General features: G+C 64.0%; 20 protein-coding genes. 12 read left to right on the top strand and 8 right to left on the bottom strand.

What is annotated here, in order from left to right; translation table 11 throughout:
* Positions 1-1294: 1294 nt before the first annotated feature.
* Positions 1295-1561, bottom strand: coding sequence for a 30S ribosomal protein S20 (rpsT, locus tag X265_RS35630; protein WP_092289289.1), 267 nt, complete (start codon positions 1559-1561; stop codon positions 1295-1297).
* 387 nt (positions 1562-1948) lie between these two features.
* Between rpsT and X265_RS35625 the strand changes: the two genes are divergently transcribed.
* The 3 genes from X265_RS35625 (at position 1949) to X265_RS35615 (ending at position 4097) form a co-directional block, all read left to right on the top strand.
* Complete coding sequence (locus X265_RS35625; protein ID WP_057754029.1) at positions 1949-2266, top strand: hypothetical protein; 318 nt, start codon at positions 1949-1951, stop codon at positions 2264-2266.
* A gap of 201 nt (positions 2267-2467) precedes the next feature.
* Positions 2468-3124 (top strand): peptide-methionine (S)-S-oxide reductase MsrA, encoded by a 657-nt coding sequence (msrA, locus tag X265_RS35620; RefSeq protein WP_128969081.1) that lies wholly within the window; start codon positions 2468-2470, stop codon positions 3122-3124.
* A 235-nt stretch (positions 3125-3359) separates the two neighbouring features.
* Positions 3360-4097 carry a polysaccharide biosynthesis/export family protein gene (locus X265_RS35615; RefSeq protein ID WP_128969080.1) on the top strand — a complete coding sequence of 246 codons (738 nt, stop codon included), beginning with the start codon at positions 3360-3362 and terminating at the stop codon, positions 4095-4097.
* Positions 4098-4115: 18 nt separating this feature from the next.
* On the opposite strand, the gene X265_RS35610 is transcribed toward X265_RS35615, so the two are convergent.
* From X265_RS35610 to X265_RS35595, 4 genes are all read right to left on the bottom strand, one after another.
* Positions 4116-4598: a hypothetical protein gene (locus tag X265_RS35610; protein WP_128969079.1), complete on the bottom strand. Its 483-nt coding sequence runs from the start codon at positions 4596-4598 to the stop codon at positions 4116-4118.
* Positions 4599-4742: 144 nt separating this feature from the next.
* Positions 4743-5417: a dienelactone hydrolase family protein gene (locus X265_RS35605; RefSeq protein WP_128969078.1), complete on the bottom strand. Its 675-nt coding sequence runs from the start codon at positions 5415-5417 to the stop codon at positions 4743-4745.
* Between the two features lie 51 nt (positions 5418-5468).
* The gene (locus X265_RS35600; protein ID WP_128969077.1) at positions 5469-5810 is read right to left on the bottom strand and encodes a hypothetical protein; all 342 of its coding nucleotides are present in this window, start codon (positions 5808-5810) and stop codon (positions 5469-5471) included.
* Between the two features lie 22 nt (positions 5811-5832).
* The gene (locus tag X265_RS35595; RefSeq protein ID WP_128969076.1) at positions 5833-6597 is read right to left on the bottom strand and encodes an alpha/beta fold hydrolase; all 765 of its coding nucleotides are present in this window, start codon (positions 6595-6597) and stop codon (positions 5833-5835) included.
* Between the two features lie 478 nt (positions 6598-7075).
* Between X265_RS35595 and X265_RS35590 the strand changes: the two genes are divergently transcribed.
* The 3 genes from X265_RS35590 to X265_RS35580 all read left to right on the top strand — a co-directional run bounded on the left by X265_RS35590 (position 7076) and on the right by X265_RS35580 (position 11220).
* On the top strand, positions 7076-7567 hold the full coding sequence (locus X265_RS35590; protein WP_057754010.1) for a (2Fe-2S)-binding protein: 492 nt from the start codon (positions 7076-7078) through the stop codon (positions 7565-7567).
* Complete coding sequence (locus tag X265_RS35585; protein ID WP_128969075.1) at positions 7564-9858, top strand: xanthine dehydrogenase family protein molybdopterin-binding subunit; 2295 nt, start codon at positions 7564-7566, stop codon at positions 9856-9858. Before X265_RS35590 ends, X265_RS35585 begins: the two co-directional genes overlap by 4 nt.
* 267 nt (positions 9859-10125) lie before the next feature.
* Positions 10126-11220, top strand: a complete 1095-nt coding sequence (locus X265_RS35580) for an HD domain-containing protein (protein ID WP_128969074.1) — start codon at positions 10126-10128, stop codon at positions 11218-11220.
* Positions 11221-11317: 97 nt separating this feature from the next.
* Here the strand turns inward: X265_RS35580 and X265_RS35575 are convergent, their stop codons facing one another.
* Together X265_RS35575 and X265_RS35570 are read right to left on the bottom strand one after the other, a co-directional pair.
* A complete protein-coding gene (locus tag X265_RS35575; RefSeq protein ID WP_164938957.1) occupies positions 11318-12922 on the bottom strand; it encodes an AMP-binding protein in 1605 nt (534 codons plus the stop codon).
* 195 nt (positions 12923-13117) lie between these two features.
* Positions 13118-13528 (bottom strand): VOC family protein, encoded by a 411-nt coding sequence (locus tag X265_RS35570; protein WP_128969072.1) that lies wholly within the window; start codon positions 13526-13528, stop codon positions 13118-13120.
* Positions 13529-13636: 108 nt separating this feature from the next.
* On the opposite strand from X265_RS35570, the gene X265_RS35565 reads away from it, so the two are divergent.
* From X265_RS35565 to X265_RS35550, 4 genes are all read left to right on the top strand, one after another.
* Positions 13637-14611, top strand: a complete 975-nt coding sequence (locus tag X265_RS35565; RefSeq protein ID WP_128969071.1) for a Bug family tripartite tricarboxylate transporter substrate binding protein — start codon at positions 13637-13639, stop codon at positions 14609-14611.
* Positions 14612-14759: 148 nt separating this feature from the next.
* Complete coding sequence (locus tag X265_RS35560; RefSeq protein ID WP_128969070.1) at positions 14760-15038, top strand: DUF3551 domain-containing protein; 279 nt, start codon at positions 14760-14762, stop codon at positions 15036-15038.
* 85 nt (positions 15039-15123) lie between these two features.
* Positions 15124-15576, top strand: a complete 453-nt coding sequence (locus X265_RS35555; protein WP_128969069.1) for an ArsR/SmtB family transcription factor — start codon at positions 15124-15126, stop codon at positions 15574-15576.
* Positions 15576-15920, top strand: a complete 345-nt coding sequence (locus X265_RS35550) for an SRPBCC family protein (RefSeq protein ID WP_244659403.1) — start codon at positions 15576-15578, stop codon at positions 15918-15920. The genes X265_RS35555 and X265_RS35550 overlap by 1 nt, the downstream gene beginning before the upstream one ends.
* A 69-nt stretch (positions 15921-15989) precedes the next feature.
* Here X265_RS35550 and X265_RS35545 read toward each other — a convergent pair whose 3' ends face one another.
* A complete protein-coding gene (locus X265_RS35545; protein ID WP_128969068.1) occupies positions 15990-17240 on the bottom strand; it encodes a S1C family serine protease in 1251 nt (416 codons plus the stop codon).
* A 199-nt stretch (positions 17241-17439) separates the two neighbouring features.
* On the opposite strand from X265_RS35545, the gene X265_RS35540 reads away from it, so the two are divergent.
* Together X265_RS35540 and X265_RS35535 are read left to right on the top strand one after the other, a co-directional pair.
* Positions 17440-18057 carry a hypothetical protein gene (locus X265_RS35540; protein ID WP_128969067.1) on the top strand — a complete coding sequence of 206 codons (618 nt, stop codon included), beginning with the start codon at positions 17440-17442 and terminating at the stop codon, positions 18055-18057.
* Entirely contained in the window at positions 18044-18418 is a 375-nt protein-coding gene (locus tag X265_RS35535) for a transcriptional regulator (protein ID WP_164938956.1), read from the top strand. Before X265_RS35540 ends, X265_RS35535 begins: the two co-directional genes overlap by 14 nt.
* Positions 18419-18425: the final 7 nt, after the last annotated feature.

The following is an 18425-nucleotide window of genomic DNA, read 5'->3' as shown; positions in this document are numbered from 1 at the left end:
TTGAAAACTTTTCTAGAGAGAGAAGGTTGCGTGGTGGGCGCCATGCAGAAGTCCTGCCGGACGTCTGGATGACGCGACCTCGAGCGAGTCCATCTGCCGGGCACAGCTCGACCGTTCGGCGTCAATGCCGCGGGTCAGATCAGCGATGTCGGAGATGGAGAGTTCGCGAGGTCAGCGCGTACTCGACGCGTGTTCACGCGGAGGATGGTCGCAGGACGGATTGGAAACGGCATCGTTGAACGATGAAGCCAAAGTCAATACCGCGTTGAATCCGTAGGACATGATACCTCCCCGTCCTGCCGTGATCGCTCACGGCAAGGTCCTGCGTAAATGAACTTCCGCGCTGTACTCAAGTCGCGGATGTCCTGCCCGTCTGTTCGTGTCGTCCGCTCGGCTTCGCCGTCGCGCCTGTCGGGGCAGCCTCGAATTGTCTCTCATTGCCGCCTGGCGCGAGCGGGAGCGATAAGATCCCGCTTGGAGACATAAGACAAAGCTCTACCGTTCCCATATTGCTATGGGTTTGATCCGACAATCGCTTGTTGAAGCGTCGCCTACGTGCACACCGCCGCCGATTTGCACGCTCGCCCCGTTTCTCAAACCGCGCTGGTCTCAAGATCGTGGGCGCCGCGAACGACTTAAGGAATACACTATGCGGAAAGACTCGCAACGGAATTGATTCACACTTGAGGCATCAAAAAACTTGACCAGCGTTAACGCCGCGCACGAGTTGTTCACAGGCTTGAGACCAAGTTTTTGGATTCGTGCACAGATTCGAAAATGCGGCGCGTCATGTGACAATGACTCCGCCATCGCCAAAAAATTTTTACAAAATCGTCACGCACGCGAGCTGCGAGCGAATTTTCCAAATGCTTGTCGGCGCTATGTCGATAAGTGATTAGCGAGACATCGTTTTTCGAGTCTCGTTTCACAGGGTAACCCATGTTCCGGTGAAACTACGGTGTGCAGAACTTCAGCGCCCGCGATTCAACTTAGGCCCGTGCCGCAAGGGTTTTTGCCAAGCGTTTCGCAGCGCAGTGAAAGTTTCCGCTGTTGCACAAACACCGGCTGGTAGAACTACGGATGCAGCTTAGCGAAGGCGGCGAGACTCTTCCAATGAAAGATAGCTCTCACAAGGACCGCAAGCGTGAATTGTGACGGGCAACAAAAAGCCCGGCGTGAAAGCCGGGCTGATCGACGTGCGCGATGTTCGATGGCTTCAACCGATCGAATGAGGGATCGGGTCGCGCTGCGAACTTTACTTCGCGAGACGATCTCGCGAAGTCACTTGCGAAGTTTACTTGGCGAGCTTGGCGATCTGCGCGGTGAGGCGCGAGACTTTGCGGCTGGCGTTGTTCTTGTGAATGATGTTGCGCTGGGCGGCGCGCATCAGGGCGGGCTCGGCAGCGGCGAGCGCCTTGGCGGCAGCGGCGCGATCGCCGGTCTTGATCGCTTCTTCGACGTTGCGGACAGCGCCGCGCATCTGGGTGCGGCGCGACTTGTTGACGGCGGTGCGGCGGGCGATCTTGCGCGTCGCTTTCTTGGCGGAAGTGGTATTGGCCATGGTCTCAATGTCCTTTGCGGGTACCGGTCGCGTCTTGCTCTGATAGCGCCGGCAGCTTGACCGCGGAATCGACGCTCGGATTTAGGGTGTTCGGTTGCTGGGCCGTTCCCGGAACATGAGCGATAGGCCTTGCGGCTATCTCTGAGGCCCCAAAAGAGCCTGCAACTGCTCAAAGAACAGCGGCGGCAGGATTGCGCCCGCCGCCAGTTGGCGCCCTTATAGAGGGGGTCTTTCGCACCGTCAACGCTTTAGGGGCTGGAAAAGCGGGCTCCCGGTGCGCCAAGGGAGGCCGTAACGCCCTGATGAGGTTGAATTTCTGCCGTCTCCCAGCTATTGGCTGGCGGCGTTTCGAAGGTCGTCCGGTCGGACGATCATCTGGGGTGGACCATGATCCGCGGCTTTTTCCGACTGATTGGCTTGCTGCTGCTGGCCGGCGGGTTCTTCTTCATGGTCTATGACGGCGCCCGCTGGGTGGCCGACCAGACCTTGCGCTTCACCCGGTTCGGCCAGTTCTGGAACGACATCAACCAGGCCAGCCAATCGGCCTTCCGGACTTGGGTCGAGGCCAAGGCGCCTTGGCTCTGGACCTCGGTGATCCGCCTCGTGCTCGACCAGCCGGTTTTCGCCGTCCTCGGCCTCCTTGGCATCTTGCTGATGATCCTGTTCCGTCCGCGCAAGCCGCTGATCGGCTATTCCCGGGATTGATCTTCAATTCCCGCCGGGATTGATCTTCAATTCCCGCCCGGGATTGATCTTCGGTTCCCGCCGGATTGAGCGACCGAATGGGGGCGCCGTAACAAGCCTGTCCCTGGCTGCGTAAAGACTTATATTCCCACTCGATCGCGAGCACGCCGCCTGAGCGCCTGGTTCAGGCGACGCACAGCTCGTTTTCCCGGAGATCCGATCATGCTGTTCACGCGCAAGACGACCGCACTGCCTGATGCAGCCGAAGCGCTGCCCGGCCGTTCCCAAGCCATTCCCACCGCGAGCACCCATTTCGTCAACGGCAGCAGGTTGAAGCCGCCTTATCCTACCGGCCTCGAGCAGGCCGTGTTCGGGCTCGGCTGCTTCTGGGGCGCCGAGCGCAAATTCTGGGAGCTCGGCGAGGGCATCTATACGACGGCGGTCGGCTATGCCGGCGGCCACACGCCGAATCCGACCTATGAGGAGACCTGCTCGGGACGCACCGGCCACACCGAAGTGGTGCTGGTCGTGTTCGATCCGGCCAAGATCTCCTACGAGAAGCTCCTGAACACGTTCTGGGAGAACCACGACCCGACGCAGGGCATGCGCCAGGGCAATGACGTCGGCACGCAGTACCGAAGCGCGATCTACACGACCTCTGATGCGCAGAAGAAGGCGGCCGAGCAGTCGAAGGCGCTCTATCAGAAGGCGCTCGCCACCAAGGGCCTGGGAGCCATCACAACCGAGATCGCGCCCGCGGGTCCGTTCTATTTCGCCGAAGACTATCATCAGCAATATCTGGCAAAGAATCCCGCCGGCTATTGCGGTCTCGGCGGCACCGGGGTGTCGTGTCCCATCGGTGTCGGCGTGAGCGCGTAAGCAAGCCACGGACATGGTGCACTTCTCCCGCTTGCGGGAGAGGTCGGCGCGTAGCGCCGGGTGAGGGCTCTCTCCTCCGGGGAGTGTCCCGTCGAGGAGAAACCCTCTCCCGCATGCGGGAGAGGGGCGCACCTCGCTCGCGGCGTGCAGCGCCGTCCCACATCATCCCCCTCAACCCTTTGTTAACCATAACCGGTGCATCACTGGAGCTGTCTCGTTTGTAGGGATGCTCCAAGTGCGGGTTCTGCGCGCGTTTCGATGGTCGATCCTGGCAGCGTCCGCCGCGCTGACCCTGGGCGGCTGCATGCAGACCACAGGTCCCGTCGCGATGGTGCAGCCCCGTCCCGATCTCGACTCGATGGCCTATGGCCAGCCCTACAGCGCTCCGCCCCCTGTCGTCGTTGCCAATGGCGGCGGCGCCATCGATGCGCTCGCCAATTCCTTTGCCTCGGGTCCCGCGCCCGTGCCGGTCGCCTATGGCGGACCGGTGGTCGCCGCCCCCGTGCGCTACGATTCCTCCTATCACCTCGATGCCGGCGACAAGCTGCGCGTCGTGGTCTACGGCCAGGAAGGGCTCACCAACAGCTACGCCATTGATGCCGGCGGCTCCATCACCATGCCGCTGATCGGCGCGGTGCCGGCGCGCGGTCGCACCACCGCCGGGCTTGCCGGCGAGATCGCCGCGCGGCTTCGCAACGGCTATATCCGCGAGCCTTCGGTCGCCGTGGAGATCGAGTCCTATCGTCCGTTCTTCATTCTTGGCGAGGTCGCCGCCCCCGGCCAATATCCTTACGTGCCGAACATGACCGTCGAAAGCGCCGTCGCGATCGCCGGCGGCTTTTCTCCGCGCGCCAAGCGCGACATGGTCACCGTGACGCATACCGAAGCCGGCGGCGCCATGCGCGCCGTCGTGCCGCTCGGCACCCCCGTCAGCCCCGGCGACACCGTGTTCGTCGGCGAGCGATGGTTCTGACGCTCTGCCCCGCTTCCTTCATCGCCTGAAGTCCAGTCGCCCGTTCGGAAAGCATCCGTCGATGCGCGCGGGGGCCACCACGAGCCCGATCCATGGCCGCGTGATCGCCGGATTGGTCAGGTTGATATACTTCCCGACCAGACGATTGCCGCTCTCGCGCATCGCATCGATCAATCCGTGCCGACGGCCGTCGTCCCAATCGAACCGCAGATAGACCCGTCCATTCGCGACGCGGACTTCCGCGCGGCCCTGCTTCCATGCCTCCGGCGTGTCGCCCGCGATGGTCGGGTCGGCGCCGCCGTTCCAGCGGCTCGCCCAGGCGCCTTCGAGCGGATCGGATGATGCGGGAACGGACGCCCAATGCGCCGCATTGCCGTCGTCGGCATCGCCGGCGAGCGAAGCCGATATCGCATAGTGCATGACATCGGAACCGCGGGGGTCCGGCACATCCATGGTGCCGAACGGGTTGCGAATGACGATGTTCGTGTCGGCCTGCTGCATGGCGCTCTCCGGCGTGACCTGGCTTTGATCAGCCAGCTCTATCGCCGGGCGGAGAGATGCGGCCACCCGATTTCCGCTCTCTCCGTCATTGCGGGCCTGCGCCTCGCCGGCGCATCCCGGAATGACGGAGGAGAGAGCTGCCCGCTACTTCGTCAAATGCTTCGCAAAAAACGCCATGCTGCGCGGCCAGGCAATATCCGAGCTGGCCTTGTCGTAGCTCGGCCGCTCGTCGCAATGGAAGCCGTGCTGGGCGCCGGGATAGACGAACACTTCGACGTCAGGCCGTTTGGCCTTGATGGTCTCGACGTCGCTCAAGGGAATGCCGGCATCCTTCTCGCCGAAATGCAATTGCGTCGGCACCTTGGGCTTCTCATCCGCAAAGCGCACCACGGCGCCGCCGTAATAGCCGATCGCAGCCTTCAGTCCGGTCAGGCGCGTCGCCGCGACATAGGCGATGCTGCCGCCAAGACAAAAGCCGATGATGCCAACCGAGCCGACGCTGCTGACCGCATCGATCGCGGCCTGCGTGTCGCGCAGCATCGCCTCCCAATTGGGATTGGCGACGAATTTGCGCGCTACTGCGATCTCGTCGGGCGTATAGCCCGACTGGAAGTTCGGCGTGGTGCGGTGGAAGATCGACGGCGCGATCGCGACATAGCCCTCACCGGCGAGGCGGTCGCAGACCGCGCGAATGTGATGGTTGACGCCGAAAATCTCCTGGATCACCACCACCGCGCCCTTCGGGCTGGCTGCGGGATCCGCACGGTAGGCGCCGAGCTGGAAATTGTCCGAGGCCGTCAGTCTGATGTCTTGTCCCACGCGGGTTGTCCTTCTTGGTTGATCGTCAATGCGAGAGCTCGCTCTTGCCCCTCACTCCCACATCCAGTTCTCGCCGTAATCCTCCTTCCATCCCGCCAGCCGTCCGTGACGGAATTGCAGGAACAGGCGGTGGCGATAAGGAATCAATCCGCTGCCGCCGATATCGCGCAGGGCGAGATAGATCTCGTTGCCGGGGCGACCCCGGACATATTGCAGGGGCTGACCGAGCGCATGCGCGGTCTGCTCCGCATCCATCCCGAACGCCAGCGGTGTGTTGTTCGACAGGGTGTCGACGAAGGGACGGCGCAGCGGCACCGTGCCGAACGGCTCGGCCTGCACCGACGCTGCCGTTGCGAGCAGCGCTGCGCCCGCCGCCAGGATTGCCCGCTTCATCGCCGTGATCCTCCTTGCCTGTCTATGCCGGCAAGTTCTTCAGGAAAGGCAGCACCGCGTCAACAAAAGCCTTGGGCTGATCGATGTTGACGGCGTGTCCGGCCGCGGGGATCACGACCTTTTGTGCGCCGGGAATCTTGGCCGCCATGTAGTCGGACGCCGCCAGGAACGGTGTGTCGTCGGCGCCGACCACGATCAGGCTGGGCACTGCGATCTCGGGCAGCAGCTCCATCACCTTGGCGTCGCGCTGGGTCAGCATGCCGCGCGCGGCGAGCGCCAATCCCTTCGCGTTGCGATGGCTGGCGGTGGCGCGCTCGCGCGTTGCCGCCTTCAGGACGTCGAGGCCTTCGCGATCGAGCTTGTCGGCGGTGGCGAGCGCCCGCGCATTCCAGGCCTCGCGCGCGTCGTCCTTCCTGAAGCCCGGGCCGGTGTCGATGATCAGCAGCGCGCGCGTGCGCGATGGATGGGCGCGATAGAATGCGAGCGACATGTAGCCACCGAGCGACAATCCGCCGATGATCGCGCGCCGCGCGCCGACCGCATCGAGGATCGCCGCCATGTCGCCGACGGTGAGCACTTCGCTATAGGCGTTGGGATCATCGGGATAATCGGACTGGCCGTGGCCCCGCATGTCCCACAGGATCAGCTTGTGATCGCGCGCGAGCGCATCGACCTGGCCGTGCCACATCGCCGAGGTCGAGGAGTAGCCGTGCGTGAGCAGCAGCGGTGGCCCGTCGCCATGAACCTCATAGTAAATTCCGACGCCGTCCCGATCGATCCTTGGCATTGTTTCCGCCCTTTCTTTTTTTGTTTCGCCGCTACCTCTTCGCGAGTCCCGTATCGTAGGGTGGGCAGAGGCGCACTTGCGCCGTGCCCACGCCTGCCCAATAGAGCAAGGTAAGCGTGGGCACGCTTCCGCCTTCGCTCTTTGAGCTACGGCGGACAAGTCGCTTTGCCGACCCCTACGATATTGGTTGTCTCAGTCCTCACCATCCTAGCTGACGAGGTTACTCGGAGGAAACCATCGCGGTCGGCATGGTATGCATATCCGAGCGCGCTCCTGTTGCGTCCAGTCGCTAACGTCAGCGCCGTTGTCGCAACGCACATAAGCCGACATTGATATAGTTTCGATCGCTTCCAATTTGCATTTGCCTCTGGCTCCGAACGCGATCATTCTCCGCGCAAGGTGGGCGCCGGCCCGGTGGGCGTTCGCTGTTCAAGTTGCCGCCGTAAGCGGCTTCATGCACCGGCAGGGGAAGACGCCTATGCCAACGCTCACGATCAACGGGCGGAGTATGTCCGTGGATGCGGCGAACGACACGCCGCTCCTTTGGGCCATCCGCGAACAATTGCAGATGACCGGCACCAAGTTCGGCTGCGGTGCCGGCCTGTGCGGTGCCTGCACCGTGCACGTCAACGGCGAAGCCGTGCGCTCGTGCCAGACCATGGTCGGCGACGTCGCCGGCAAGAAGATCACCACCATCGAAGGCCTCTCCGCCAAGGGCGATCATCCCTTGCAGAAGGCGTGGATCGCCGAGCAGGTGCCGCAATGCGGCTACTGCCAATCCGGTCAGATCATGCAGGCGGCCTCGCTGCTGGCGAAGAATTCCAACCCGACCAAGGAAGAGGTCGTGGCGCATATGGACGGCAATCTCTGCCGTTGCATGACCTATTCGCGGATCCAGAAGGCGATCATGCGCGCCGCCACCGAGATGCGCACCGCATCCGCCGCCGGCAACGAGCGGAGGCCCACATGAACCAGCACGTGAAGAACGTCACACCTGAGGCGACCGATCTCAGCCGTCGCTCCTTCCTGGTCGGCGCGGCCGCGACCGGCCTCGTGCTCGGCTATGCCGGCGTGCCCGGCGTCGGTGAGGCGCTGGCCGCAGTCCCCGCCAATTTCGAGCCGAGTGTCTGGTACGCGATCTCGCCTGACGGTCTCGTCACCGTGACCTGCGGCAAGGCCGACATGGGCCAGCACATCGCCTCGACCATGGCGCAGATCGTCTGCGAGGAACTGGGCGCGAAGTGGAGCGACATGCGAGTCAATCTCGCCTCCAACGATCCGAAGTTCAACGACCCGGTCCTCGGGGCGCAGATCACCGGCGGCAGTTGGTCGACCATGATGAACTTCGAGGCGATGAGCCGCGCAGGCGCTGCCGGCCGTATGGCCCTGACGGAGGCCGCCGCGGCGGCCATGGGCCTGCCGCCCTACTTCAAGGACCAGCTCGTCGTTCGCGATTCCGTTGTCTCGCATCCGAAATCGAAGAAGCAGATGAGCTTCGCCGAGATCGTCAAGAGCGGCAAGGCTACCAAGACGTTCACGCCGGACGAGCTCAAGGCGATCAAGCTGAAGACGCCGGATCAATACACCATGATCGGCGTGTCGGTGCCGCAACTCGATATCCCCTCCAAGACCAACGGCACGGCCAAATACGGCATCGACGTGATGCTTCCGGGCATGGTCTATGGCGCCATCGTGACGCCGCCAGTGCGCTTCGGCGCCACGGTGAAATCGATCGACGATTCCGCTGCGAAGTCCGTGCCGGGCTTCATCAAGGCCATCGCCCTCGATGACAAGACGCAGACGACGTCCGGCTGGGTGGTGGCGGTGGCCAACACCTATGCCAACGCCAAGAAGGCGGCCGCAGCGCTGAAGATCGCCTATGACGGCGGTCCGAACGCGAAGCTGTCGAGCCAGTCGCTGCTCGACGAAGCCAAGCGGCTTCAGGCCCTCGATGACTCCGGTCAGTTCTTCGTCAAGGACGGCGATCCGGCAGCCGCCCTCGGCACCGCGGCCAAGGTGCTGGAGGCGGAGTACACCACCAGCATCAACATCCACGCGCCGATGGAGCCGATGAACGCCACCGCGGAGTTCAAGGGCGACATCCTGCACATCTATTCCGGCAACCAGTTCGCGACGCGCTCAGGCGCGATCGCGGCAGGCGCCGCCGGGATCGATCCGAAGTTCGTGGTGATGCACCAGATGTGGCTGGGCGGCGGCTTCGGCCGCAGGCTGGACGCCGACATGATGGTGCCGGCGGTGCAGGCGGCGAAGGCCGTGGGCAAGCCGGTGAAGGTGATCTACACGCGCGAGAACGACATGACGATGGATTTCTCGCGTCCGCTCACCTATCAAAAGGTGAAGGCCGGTGTGGACGGCGACGGCAAGCTCATTGCGCTCAGCCACGACGTGGTGTCGGCCTGGCCGACCGCGCGCTGGGGAATTCCTGACTTCCTCACGCCTTCGGTCGACAAGAAGGGTCCGCTCGACAGCTTCACGGTGAACGGATCGGACTTCTTCTACACCGTGCCCAACCATCACGTGCGGGCGATCAAGAACGAGATGGCGCACAACGCCACCCCCTCGGGTCAGCTCCGTTCGGTGGCGCCGGGTTGGACCTTCTGGGCGGTCGAGAGCATGATCGACGAGATCGCGGCTGCCGCCGGCAAGGATCCGGCGCAATACCGCATCTCCTTGCTCGACGGTGCCGGCAAGAACGACGGCGGCGCGCAGCGGCTGCGCAACACCCTGCTCGCCGCGATGGGCCTCGCCGGTTACGGCACCAAGAAACTCCCCAAGGGAGAAGGCATGGGCGTCGCCTGCGTGTCGTCGCAGGAACGCGCGACCGCAAGCTGGACCGCTTGCGTCGCGCACGTCGCCGTCGCGCCTTCGGGCGAGGTGACCGTGAAGAAGCTCACGGTCGCAACCGACGTCGGCACCCAGGTGCATCCCGACAACATCCGCGCCCAGGTCGAGGGCGCGGCGCTGTGGGGCCTGTCGCTGGCCCTGTACGAGAAGGCGACGCTGAAGGACGGTGGCATCGAGCAGACCAATTTCGATAGCTACAGGCCCCTGCGGATGAGCCAGATGCCGGAGGTCGCGGTCGCCGTGATCGCCAATGGCGAGAAGGCCACCGGCGTCGGCGAGCCCGCGGTGACGGTCGTCGCCCCGGCCATCGGCAACGCCATCTTCAACGCCTCCGGCGCCCGCGTCCGGGCGCTGCCGATCACGGCCGAAGCCGTGAAGGGGGCGATGAAGGCGTAAGCCGGGCTTGGATTGCCGAACGAGATGATCCGCCGGAGGGCAGCCTCCGGCGGATTTTTCGTCGCCAAAAAGTCAGCGTTTTCAGTACCCCTTCTACTGTGCATGGGGTTGTTTTGGACGTCGTTTCGCGGGTTCCGATCGAAGGAAGGGCGATCGCTAAAATTGTACCCAAATCCGACAGGGTCCGTTGAGCACGCCTCTTAAGGGCCGGAGAACCTGATCCGGCTTAGGCTGACTCTGAAGACACTCCCATGCTCTGGGGAAACCATGAACGCGCCAGCCAAATCCGCCGCCAAACGCCGGCTTCTGCTCGCCTCCGACCGGAGCGATGCGAGCACCGAGCTCGCCAGCATTCTGAAGGCCGTCGGCGACGTCTCGACGGTGACGACGGAAGGCATCCCCGAGCAGCCCTCGCGCGATCTCTCCGGTCTCGTGGTCGACATCAATTTGCGCTCGCCCGAGAGCGTGCAGCGGGTGCGCAACAAGCTGCGCGGCGACGCCTATCGTTCGATGCCGCGGCTGTTCGTGCTCGCCGACGCGCTGCATCACGGCACCATGCAGGCCTGGGCGCTCGGCGCGACCGATACCATCTCGCGACCGCTGCAGCCCGATGCGATCCTCCAGCGCATCCGCGCCGCGTTTCCCGATACGGCAAGCTATGACGCGACCGATCGCGGCAAGACGCTCAACCGTGGCGTCGAGGCGGCGCATGCGGTGCTGACGAAGATGTTCGAGAAGCTGCCGCTCGGGGTGCCCCTGACCTTCGACGACGTCATCGCCGCCGAGAACAAGATTCTGAAGGCGATCAAGCACTCCTCGCTGCGCGAATGGCTCACCACGGTCGGCTGCCATCATGTCGGCAGCTATCGCCACTGCCTGTTCGTCACCGGCTTCGCGGTTGCCTTCGCGCAGCATCTCGGCATGCGCGAGGACGACCAGCGCCGCCTGACCCGCGCCGCCCTGCTGCACGATGTCGGCAAGGCCTTCGTTCCCTTCGCCTTGCTCGACAAGCCCGGCAAGCTCACCGACGAGGAGATGGAAGAAGTTCGCCAGCACCCACGCCGCGGTTACGAGGCCCTCGCCGCCCAAGGCGGCTTCCCGCCGGAAATGCTGGACGTGGTGCTGCATCACCACGAATTCCTCGACGGCAGCGGCTATCCCAACAACCTGTCCTCGAACCAGATCAGCGACATCGTGCGGCTTACGACGATCGTCGACATCTATGCCGCTCTGGTGGAGAAGCGCGCCTATCGCATGCCGTTCACCCACGCGCGCGCGTTCACGATGATGGAAGGCATGGGCGGCAAGCTGGATCAGCAGCTGCTGCAGGCGTTCCGGCCCGTGGCGCTGGGATCGTTCTGAGAGCTCGGTGCCGGCTGGGCAGAGCGAAGCGTGCCCACCACTTCCAAGGACGTGGGCACGGCGCTGAAGCGCCTTTGCCCACCATACGACAGCGCCGCTAGTCCAGCATCTTTCGCAGCTCCGCCTTCGCCACCTTCTCCAGCGTCGAGCGCGGCATGTCGTCGACGAGTCTGATCTCGCGCGGCACCTTGAAGTCGGCAAGGCTCTTGCGGCACGCCGCCATCACGCGCTCCTGAAGATCAGGCGGAGCACTCGCGACCCCGCCATGCGGGATGATAAAGACGACCGGCACCTCGTCCAGCATCGGATGCTTCTTCGCCACCACTGCGGCCTCGCGCACGCCTGATACGATTGCGATCACCTGCTCGATCTCGGAGGCCGCGACGTTCTCGCCGCCGACCTTCAGCATGTCCTTGGCGCGATCGCCGAACTTGATGAAGCCGTTAGCCAGCCGCTCGACGCGGTCGCCGGTGATGAAGAAACCGTGCTCGTCAAAGCTCTCGCGCGTCGCCGCCTCGTTGTGCAGATATTCGGCAAACAGTGACAGGCCGCGAATGCCCCTGATCGCAAGATTGCCGGTGTTGCCGACGGCGGTCGGCCTTCCGTCATCATCGGTGATGCGGATCTGATATTCGCCCGCGGCGCGGCCGATCGACATCGGAATGTTGGGCTGGTCGACCTCGCCGACGATGCCGTGGGTGATGGTCTCGGTCATGCCCCACCAGCCGATGATCTTGACGCCGAATGCGGCAAATGCCGGCGGCTCGTTGATCGCGGTGCCCCACAGGCGGAATTTGTGGTCCTTCGGGATCTCCTGCTCGAGAAGCGCCTTCATGCAGAACGGAATCGTCGAGGTCCAGGTCGAGCCGTGCTCCCGCGCGACGCCCCAGAACCGGCTGGCCGAGAAGCGCGGCTGGATCACGCAGCTCGCGCCGACCCAGAGCGTCGCCAGCATCGAGTAGGCCAGCGCATTGGTGTGAAACAGCGGCAGATAAGTCTGGTGCACGTCGCTCGCGTGCAGGTCCTCATGTGCAGCATTGATCTTGGCGCCCCACAATGCGTTGGCATGAGTCCAGAGCACCGCTTTCGGGCGCGACGTCGTCCCCGACGTGTACTGCACGCTGCAGGGCGCGAGCGGATCCGTGGCGCGCCTGGGTCGGTCGGCGCTGTCGGCGAACAGCGCTTCAAAGCTGTCGCCGTGCGAGACCGTATGGGCAGGCGCAGCGCCCGCATCATGCGACGTCACCGCCATCCAGCGGATGTTGCGGCAGTTCTGTGCGACGACTTCCGCATAGGCCGGCTGCGTGATCGCGGCGACCGCGCCGCAATGATCGGCAAAATATGCGATCTCCGCCGGCGCGGAACGGGTGTTGGTGGTCACCGCGATGGCCCCGCATTCGACGCAGGCGAACCAGGCCAGCAGCGCCTCGATGCAATTGTCCAGGTGAATGAGCACATACTCGCCCGGCTCCACGCCGCGCCGGGTGAGCCCCGCCGCGAGCGCGCCGACCCGCTCGTGAAATTCGCCATAGCTCCAATGCCGCGCCGGCGCGTCGAATGGCGCCCAGATCAGGAACGGATGATCACGGCGCACCTCCGCGCGCAGCTTGAGCAGCCAGGGCACGTCGAGCCCGTCGAACGGGCCCACGATTCCGGCGGCGGTCTGTTGAATGGCCAATGCATCCTCCCATGCAGCCTGCATCTTGCTCGCGGCTGCCTTTTGATTATTGCGTCTTCCTGCCATCGGACGGCGCGGGGCGCAATCGGAGGCTCCGCTCTCTCCCCGTCATTGCGAGGAGCGTAGCGACGAAGCAATCCAGACTGCCCGTTCGGAGAAAGTCTGGATTGCTTCGATTCGCTCGCAATGACGATGGAGCGGAAGACGTGACCTCACCGATCACTCCTCATACGAGGAAATCTCGATCAGGCTCCCGTCCGGATCCCGGCAATAGACCGAGTGCAGCGTGCCGCGGGCGCCTTGCCGAGGTGAGGGGCCTTGCTCGATCGCGACGCCGTGTGCTTTCAAATGCGCCACCACCTCGTCGGGAGTCGAGGTGGTGAGAAAGCACAGATCCTCGCTGCCGGGAGTCTCGTGGTCGGCGGTGAACCATTCCACCTTGTCGGCATCACGCGGCCGGACATTGATCTTTTGTTGACCAAACTGAAGCGAGGTCCGCGGCGCTTTGCCGCCACCGGGGTCGAACACCTTGACTTCCATGCCGAGGATCCTGCGATACCACTCGGCGGTGACAGCGACGTCGGCGACGTTGATCACGAGATGATCGAGGGCGTGAACCTTGAGCGGCATGCCTTATCCTTTCGTCGTCATCGGGCTTGCGCACTTTCCGCAGCAAGCAGGCTTTGTTACAACGCCGCGGACGCCACCATCAAGAACACACCTGGGAGAACCCTTGAGATGATCACTCGCCGTTCCGCGCTCGGCCTGCTCGCCGCCACTCCGCTTGCAGCCAGCCCGCTGTCGAAAGCTTTTGCAGCGGATTATCCGTCCCGGCCGGTGAAGTTCGTGGTCGGCTATCCCCCGGGCGGCGCCACCGATATCCTGGCGCGCCTGATCGGCCAGCGCCTGTCGGAGCGGCTCGGCCAGCAATTCGTGGTCGAGAACAAGCCTGGCGCGGGCAACAATATCGGCACCGAATCGGTCGTGAACGCCGAGCCAGACGGCTACACCGTGCTGCTGATCAATCCGGCCAACTACATCAACGCAACACTCTACGCCAATCTCAAGTTCAACTTCGTCCGCGACATCGCGCCGATCGCCGCGTTCCAGCGCGTGCCGAACGTGATGACCGTCAACAAGGACGTGCCGGCCAAGACCGTCGCCGAGTTCATCGACTACGTGAAGGCCAATCCCGGCAAGGTGAACATGGCGTCCTCCGGCAACGGCACCTCGGTGCATCTGTCCGGCGAGATGTTCATGGCGATGACCGGCTGCAAGATGCAGCACGTGCCTTATCGCGGCGCGGCGCCCGCGATCACCGACATGCTCGGTGGACAGGTGCAGGTGATCTTCGACAACATGCCGTCCATCATCCAGCACATCCGCTCCGGTTCGCTTCGCGCGCTCGGCGTCACCACGGCGCAGCGCTCGCCGCAGCTGCCGGACGTGCCCGCGATCGGCGAGACCGTGAAGGATTACGAGGCGAGCGCGCTGTTCGGCATCGGTGCGCCGAAGGATATGCCTAAGGACTTGATCACCAAGCTCAACAACGAGATCAACACGCTGATGAAGGAGCCCGACATGACCAAGCGCCTGGTCGAGCTCGGTGGCGATCCGCTGATCGAGACGCCGGAGGCGTTCGGCAAGGAGATCGAAGCCGAGACCGCCAAGTGGAAGAAGGTCGTCGAATTTGCCGGCCTGAAGGTCGAGTAGCGATCTTGTGATCGCCGCAAACGGAGCCCCGCCGAACGGCGGGGCTTTTTCTTGCGTGGTCTTGCGCGGTGATCTGGAATAAAATCGCGCAGCAAGACCTGATGATACATGGTGCGTATCTCGCGCCGGGAAGAGAGGAGTTGGGACCATGCGCAAGACGCAATTGGTGCTGTTGACCTTGGGTGCGGCGTTCCTTGCCGGCTTCGTCTCCGCGACACCTGCCGCGGCACGGGACTACCCGTGGTGCGCGCAAGGCGGCGAATTCGACTACCCCGGCGAATGTGCCTACAGCACTTACGAGCAATGCCTGGCCAGCGTCTCGGGCCGGCTGCTGTATTGCGGGCCGAATCCGCGCTTCGCTTATGAACCGGCGCCGCAGCCGCAACCTCGGCTGCATCGTCGTGCGCGGCCTGTAGCGCCTTACTGATCGTCCCAAATCGATTGCAGTCTGATGCATCGCGTCGGGCGGGCTCCCGCTTGACGCGATCGTGCTTGCGTTTATACTAAACCTAATGGTTAAGTATCAGGACGAGACGCTCGATCGCACCTTTGCCGCGCTGTCCGACCCGACGCGGCGAGCCCTGCTCGCGCGTCTCGGCGACGGGGACAGCCTGTCGGTGAGCGAGCTGGCGGCGCCGTTCGCGATGTCGCTGCCGGCGATCATGAAGCATCTCGACGTGCTCACCGATGCCGGCCTGATCGTGCGGGAGAAGAGCGGGCGCACCGTCTCCTGCCGGCTCACCACGCAGCCGATGGAGCGGGCGATGAACTGGCTCAATCGCTACGCGCAGTTCTGGTCGGAGAGTTTCGATCGCCTTGCCGCCTTTGTGGAGGACAAACCATGGTCAACGCAGTCGCCGGCGTCGCCGAACGTGCAAACGAAGCGCCGAGCCTCACGCTCACGCGCCGCCTCCGCGCGCGGCCGGAAAAGGTCTTCGCCGCCTGGACGCAAGCCGAGCAGCTAGTGCAATGGTTCGGGCCGCCGAACATCAAGCCGGCGACGCTGCGTGCGGACGTCGATGTTCGCACCGGCGGCCGCTTCCGCATCTCGTTCACCCGCGACGACGGCGAATATTTCGAGGCCGGCGGCATCTACCGCGAGGTGATGCCGAACGAACGTCTGGTCTTCACCTGGGCCTGGCATTCGACGCCCGAACGCGAATCGCTGGTGACGATCACGCTCAAGCCGGACAGCGCCGGTACGCTGATGATCTTCTATCACGCCCAGTTCTTCGACGAGACTGCGCGCGACAACCACCAGCGCGGCTGGAGCTCGTTCTTCGACAAGCTCGAGGCCTTCGTCGCCTGAGTCCTCTCGGAGAAGCAGCGGTCCCGGATTACGCTCCGCTCCATCCGGGTTACGAGACCGGCTTTGTCGCTATTTCTTCGCGTCCGCCTGCACCGTGCCGTTGCACGAGATCAGCATCGTGTAGGCACGGGCGTTGCCGGCGATCTCGGTGGTCTTGAGCTCGCCCCGCGGTTCGGCCGTCTGGTACGGCACGACCGAATTGTCGAGGAAGTCGCGCAGCGCACCGGTCTTGATGGCGAAGTTGATGTTTTCGGGGATGTCGCCGGTGATTGCGGCGATACGCAGTCCAGGGATCTTTCCTGTGACCACGCCGACGACCTGCCCGGAGGTGTCGAACAGCGGGCCGCCGCTGTTGCCGGGCTGCACGGGCGCGCTGATCTGCAGGAAGCGCGAATCGTTGCGCATGCCGCTGAGCGAGCTCACGATACCTGTGGTCACCGTGAAATCCGAGGTCAGCAGCCCGTGAAGGGGAAAGCCGATCGCGACGACGGAATCGCCGGAGCGGATCGAGCGGTCGCGGATCCTCGCGAAATCCCTGAATGCCGTCGTCGACGCGGGCTGCAACAAGGCCAGATCGTTGCTCGCGTCGTTCGACACGACGCGCAACACCATCGCGGCTTCGCCGGTGAGATTGCCCTTGAGTTCGCTGCAACCGTCGATCACGTGGTTGTTGGTGACGATGTGGCCGCTGGCGCTCACCACGAAGCCGGTGCCAAAGCCGCTCTTGGTCCCTCTGCTGGATTTGGCTGTCGGTGGTGAGCCCTGCTTGTCCGCCGCAGTTGCCGGCTTCGTTGCGCCTTTGGTGAAGTCACCCGCCTTGTCGAGCCCGTCGGCTTTCACCCGGGTCACGCAATTGGCCAATGCGGCGATCGCCGGGCCGGTTGACCTGAGGTCGAAGTTCAGGACGGCGTGGCCGGCCGTCGCGACCATCAGGCTCGCCTTCTGAAACGTATGCACGACGTTCAGCGGCATGACGGCCGTGAGCATGTCGGACCGGTACGCCGTGGCGTACAGCCTGGCTTGCTCCCGCCCGTCGAAGGTCACGTCGATTGCGGCGTTCTCGTCCTTGTTGAAGTGATAGTTGGGACTGGCAAAGGCGAGCGACCATATGCCGGCGGCATTTTGGCTCACGACGAGGATGACGCCGTTCGCATAAGGCGCCGTCGCCGCGCAATGGGAGAAGGCGCCCGTTTCGTCGTTGCTGAAGGCGCCCCCGACCCAGCCGCCGACATTGACCGTGCCAAATGGTCCTTTCGCATGCGCCGCCCCAACCAGACACACCTGCAGCAGAGCTGCAGCGACGAACGACCTTAACCGCATGACTTCCCCCCAGGGCACCTTGGCCGCATCTTAGCTGGGCCGGCGGCCGGGATGCAACCGACAGTTGTTCGATCGCGCCCCTCCTGTCCTGGACGAGTTTCATCCTTGCCTTTACTTTGTAACGCGGTATACTTTGCGATACAAAGTGACCGGGCAAGCCGGTCCGTGAGCCGGGTGGAGCGGAGTTTTGGCGTTGCCGATGCGGGATCTCGACAAGGCGCTGGCCGACATCGTGGCGATCCGCAGCCAGATCGCGGCCGGCACCGCGTTCCGCGGTTACGGTCCTGCGACGATGGTCGCCACCGGCGCGGTTGCACTCGTCACCGCCATTCTGCAATTCTGGCTGCTCGGCGATCCCACGGGTGAGCCGCTCGGTTTCTTTTTCGGCTGGTTCGTTGCAGCGGCGCTGTCCGGCCTGATGATCTGGATCGAGATGCGCGCGCGTTCGCGTCGTCATCATTCCGGCCTTGCCGACGCGATGATCCACCAGGCCGTCGAGCAGTTCCTGCCGGCGGGCGTCGCCGGCGTGCTGCTTGCGGTGGTGATGTGGAAGTTCGCCGCCGAGACGCTGTGGCTGCTGCCGGGATTGTGGCAGATCCTGGTGTCGCTCGGTATTTTCGCATCGGTTCGTTCGCTGCCGCGCAGCGTCGCGTTCGCCGGCGCCTGGTACTTCGTCTCGGGCTTTGCGGTCGTGGTGCTGGCGAGCGGGACCCACATGCTGTCGCCGTGGACCATGGGGCTGCCTTTCGTGGTTGGCCAGTCGATGATGGCGGCCATTCTGTATTTCGCGTCCGGAGACAATGATGTCGAAGACTGACAGCGCGCCTTTCTCCTATGAGGGGCTCGATCGTGTGATCCACGAGAAGGCGAGGCTCGGGCTTCTGACCTCGCTGATGGCTCACCCGAAGGGGCTTGCCTTCGCCGATTTGAAGCAGCTCTGCGGTCTCACCGACGGCAATCTCAGCCGGCACCTCGCCGTGCTCCAGGAGGCTGGCCTCGTCGAGGTGACCAAGGGCTACGAGGGCAATCGCCCGCACACCACCTGCCGACTTACCAAGACCGGCCGACGCCGCTTCCTCGACTATCTCGCGGTGCTCGAGCGGCTGGTGCGCGATGCCGCCAAGGCCGCCGGCCGCGAGGCAACCCCGCTCGGTCACCTCGGAATTCTCCCGACCTGACCGTTCC

Origin of the sequence: Bradyrhizobium guangdongense, assembly GCF_004114975.1 — a bacterium.
GTDB classification, from domain to species: Bacteria; Pseudomonadota; Alphaproteobacteria; order Rhizobiales; family Xanthobacteraceae; genus Bradyrhizobium; species Bradyrhizobium guangdongense.
Note: the sequence above shows the minus strand (reverse complement) of the source record. Positions and strands in the feature narration are given on the sequence as shown.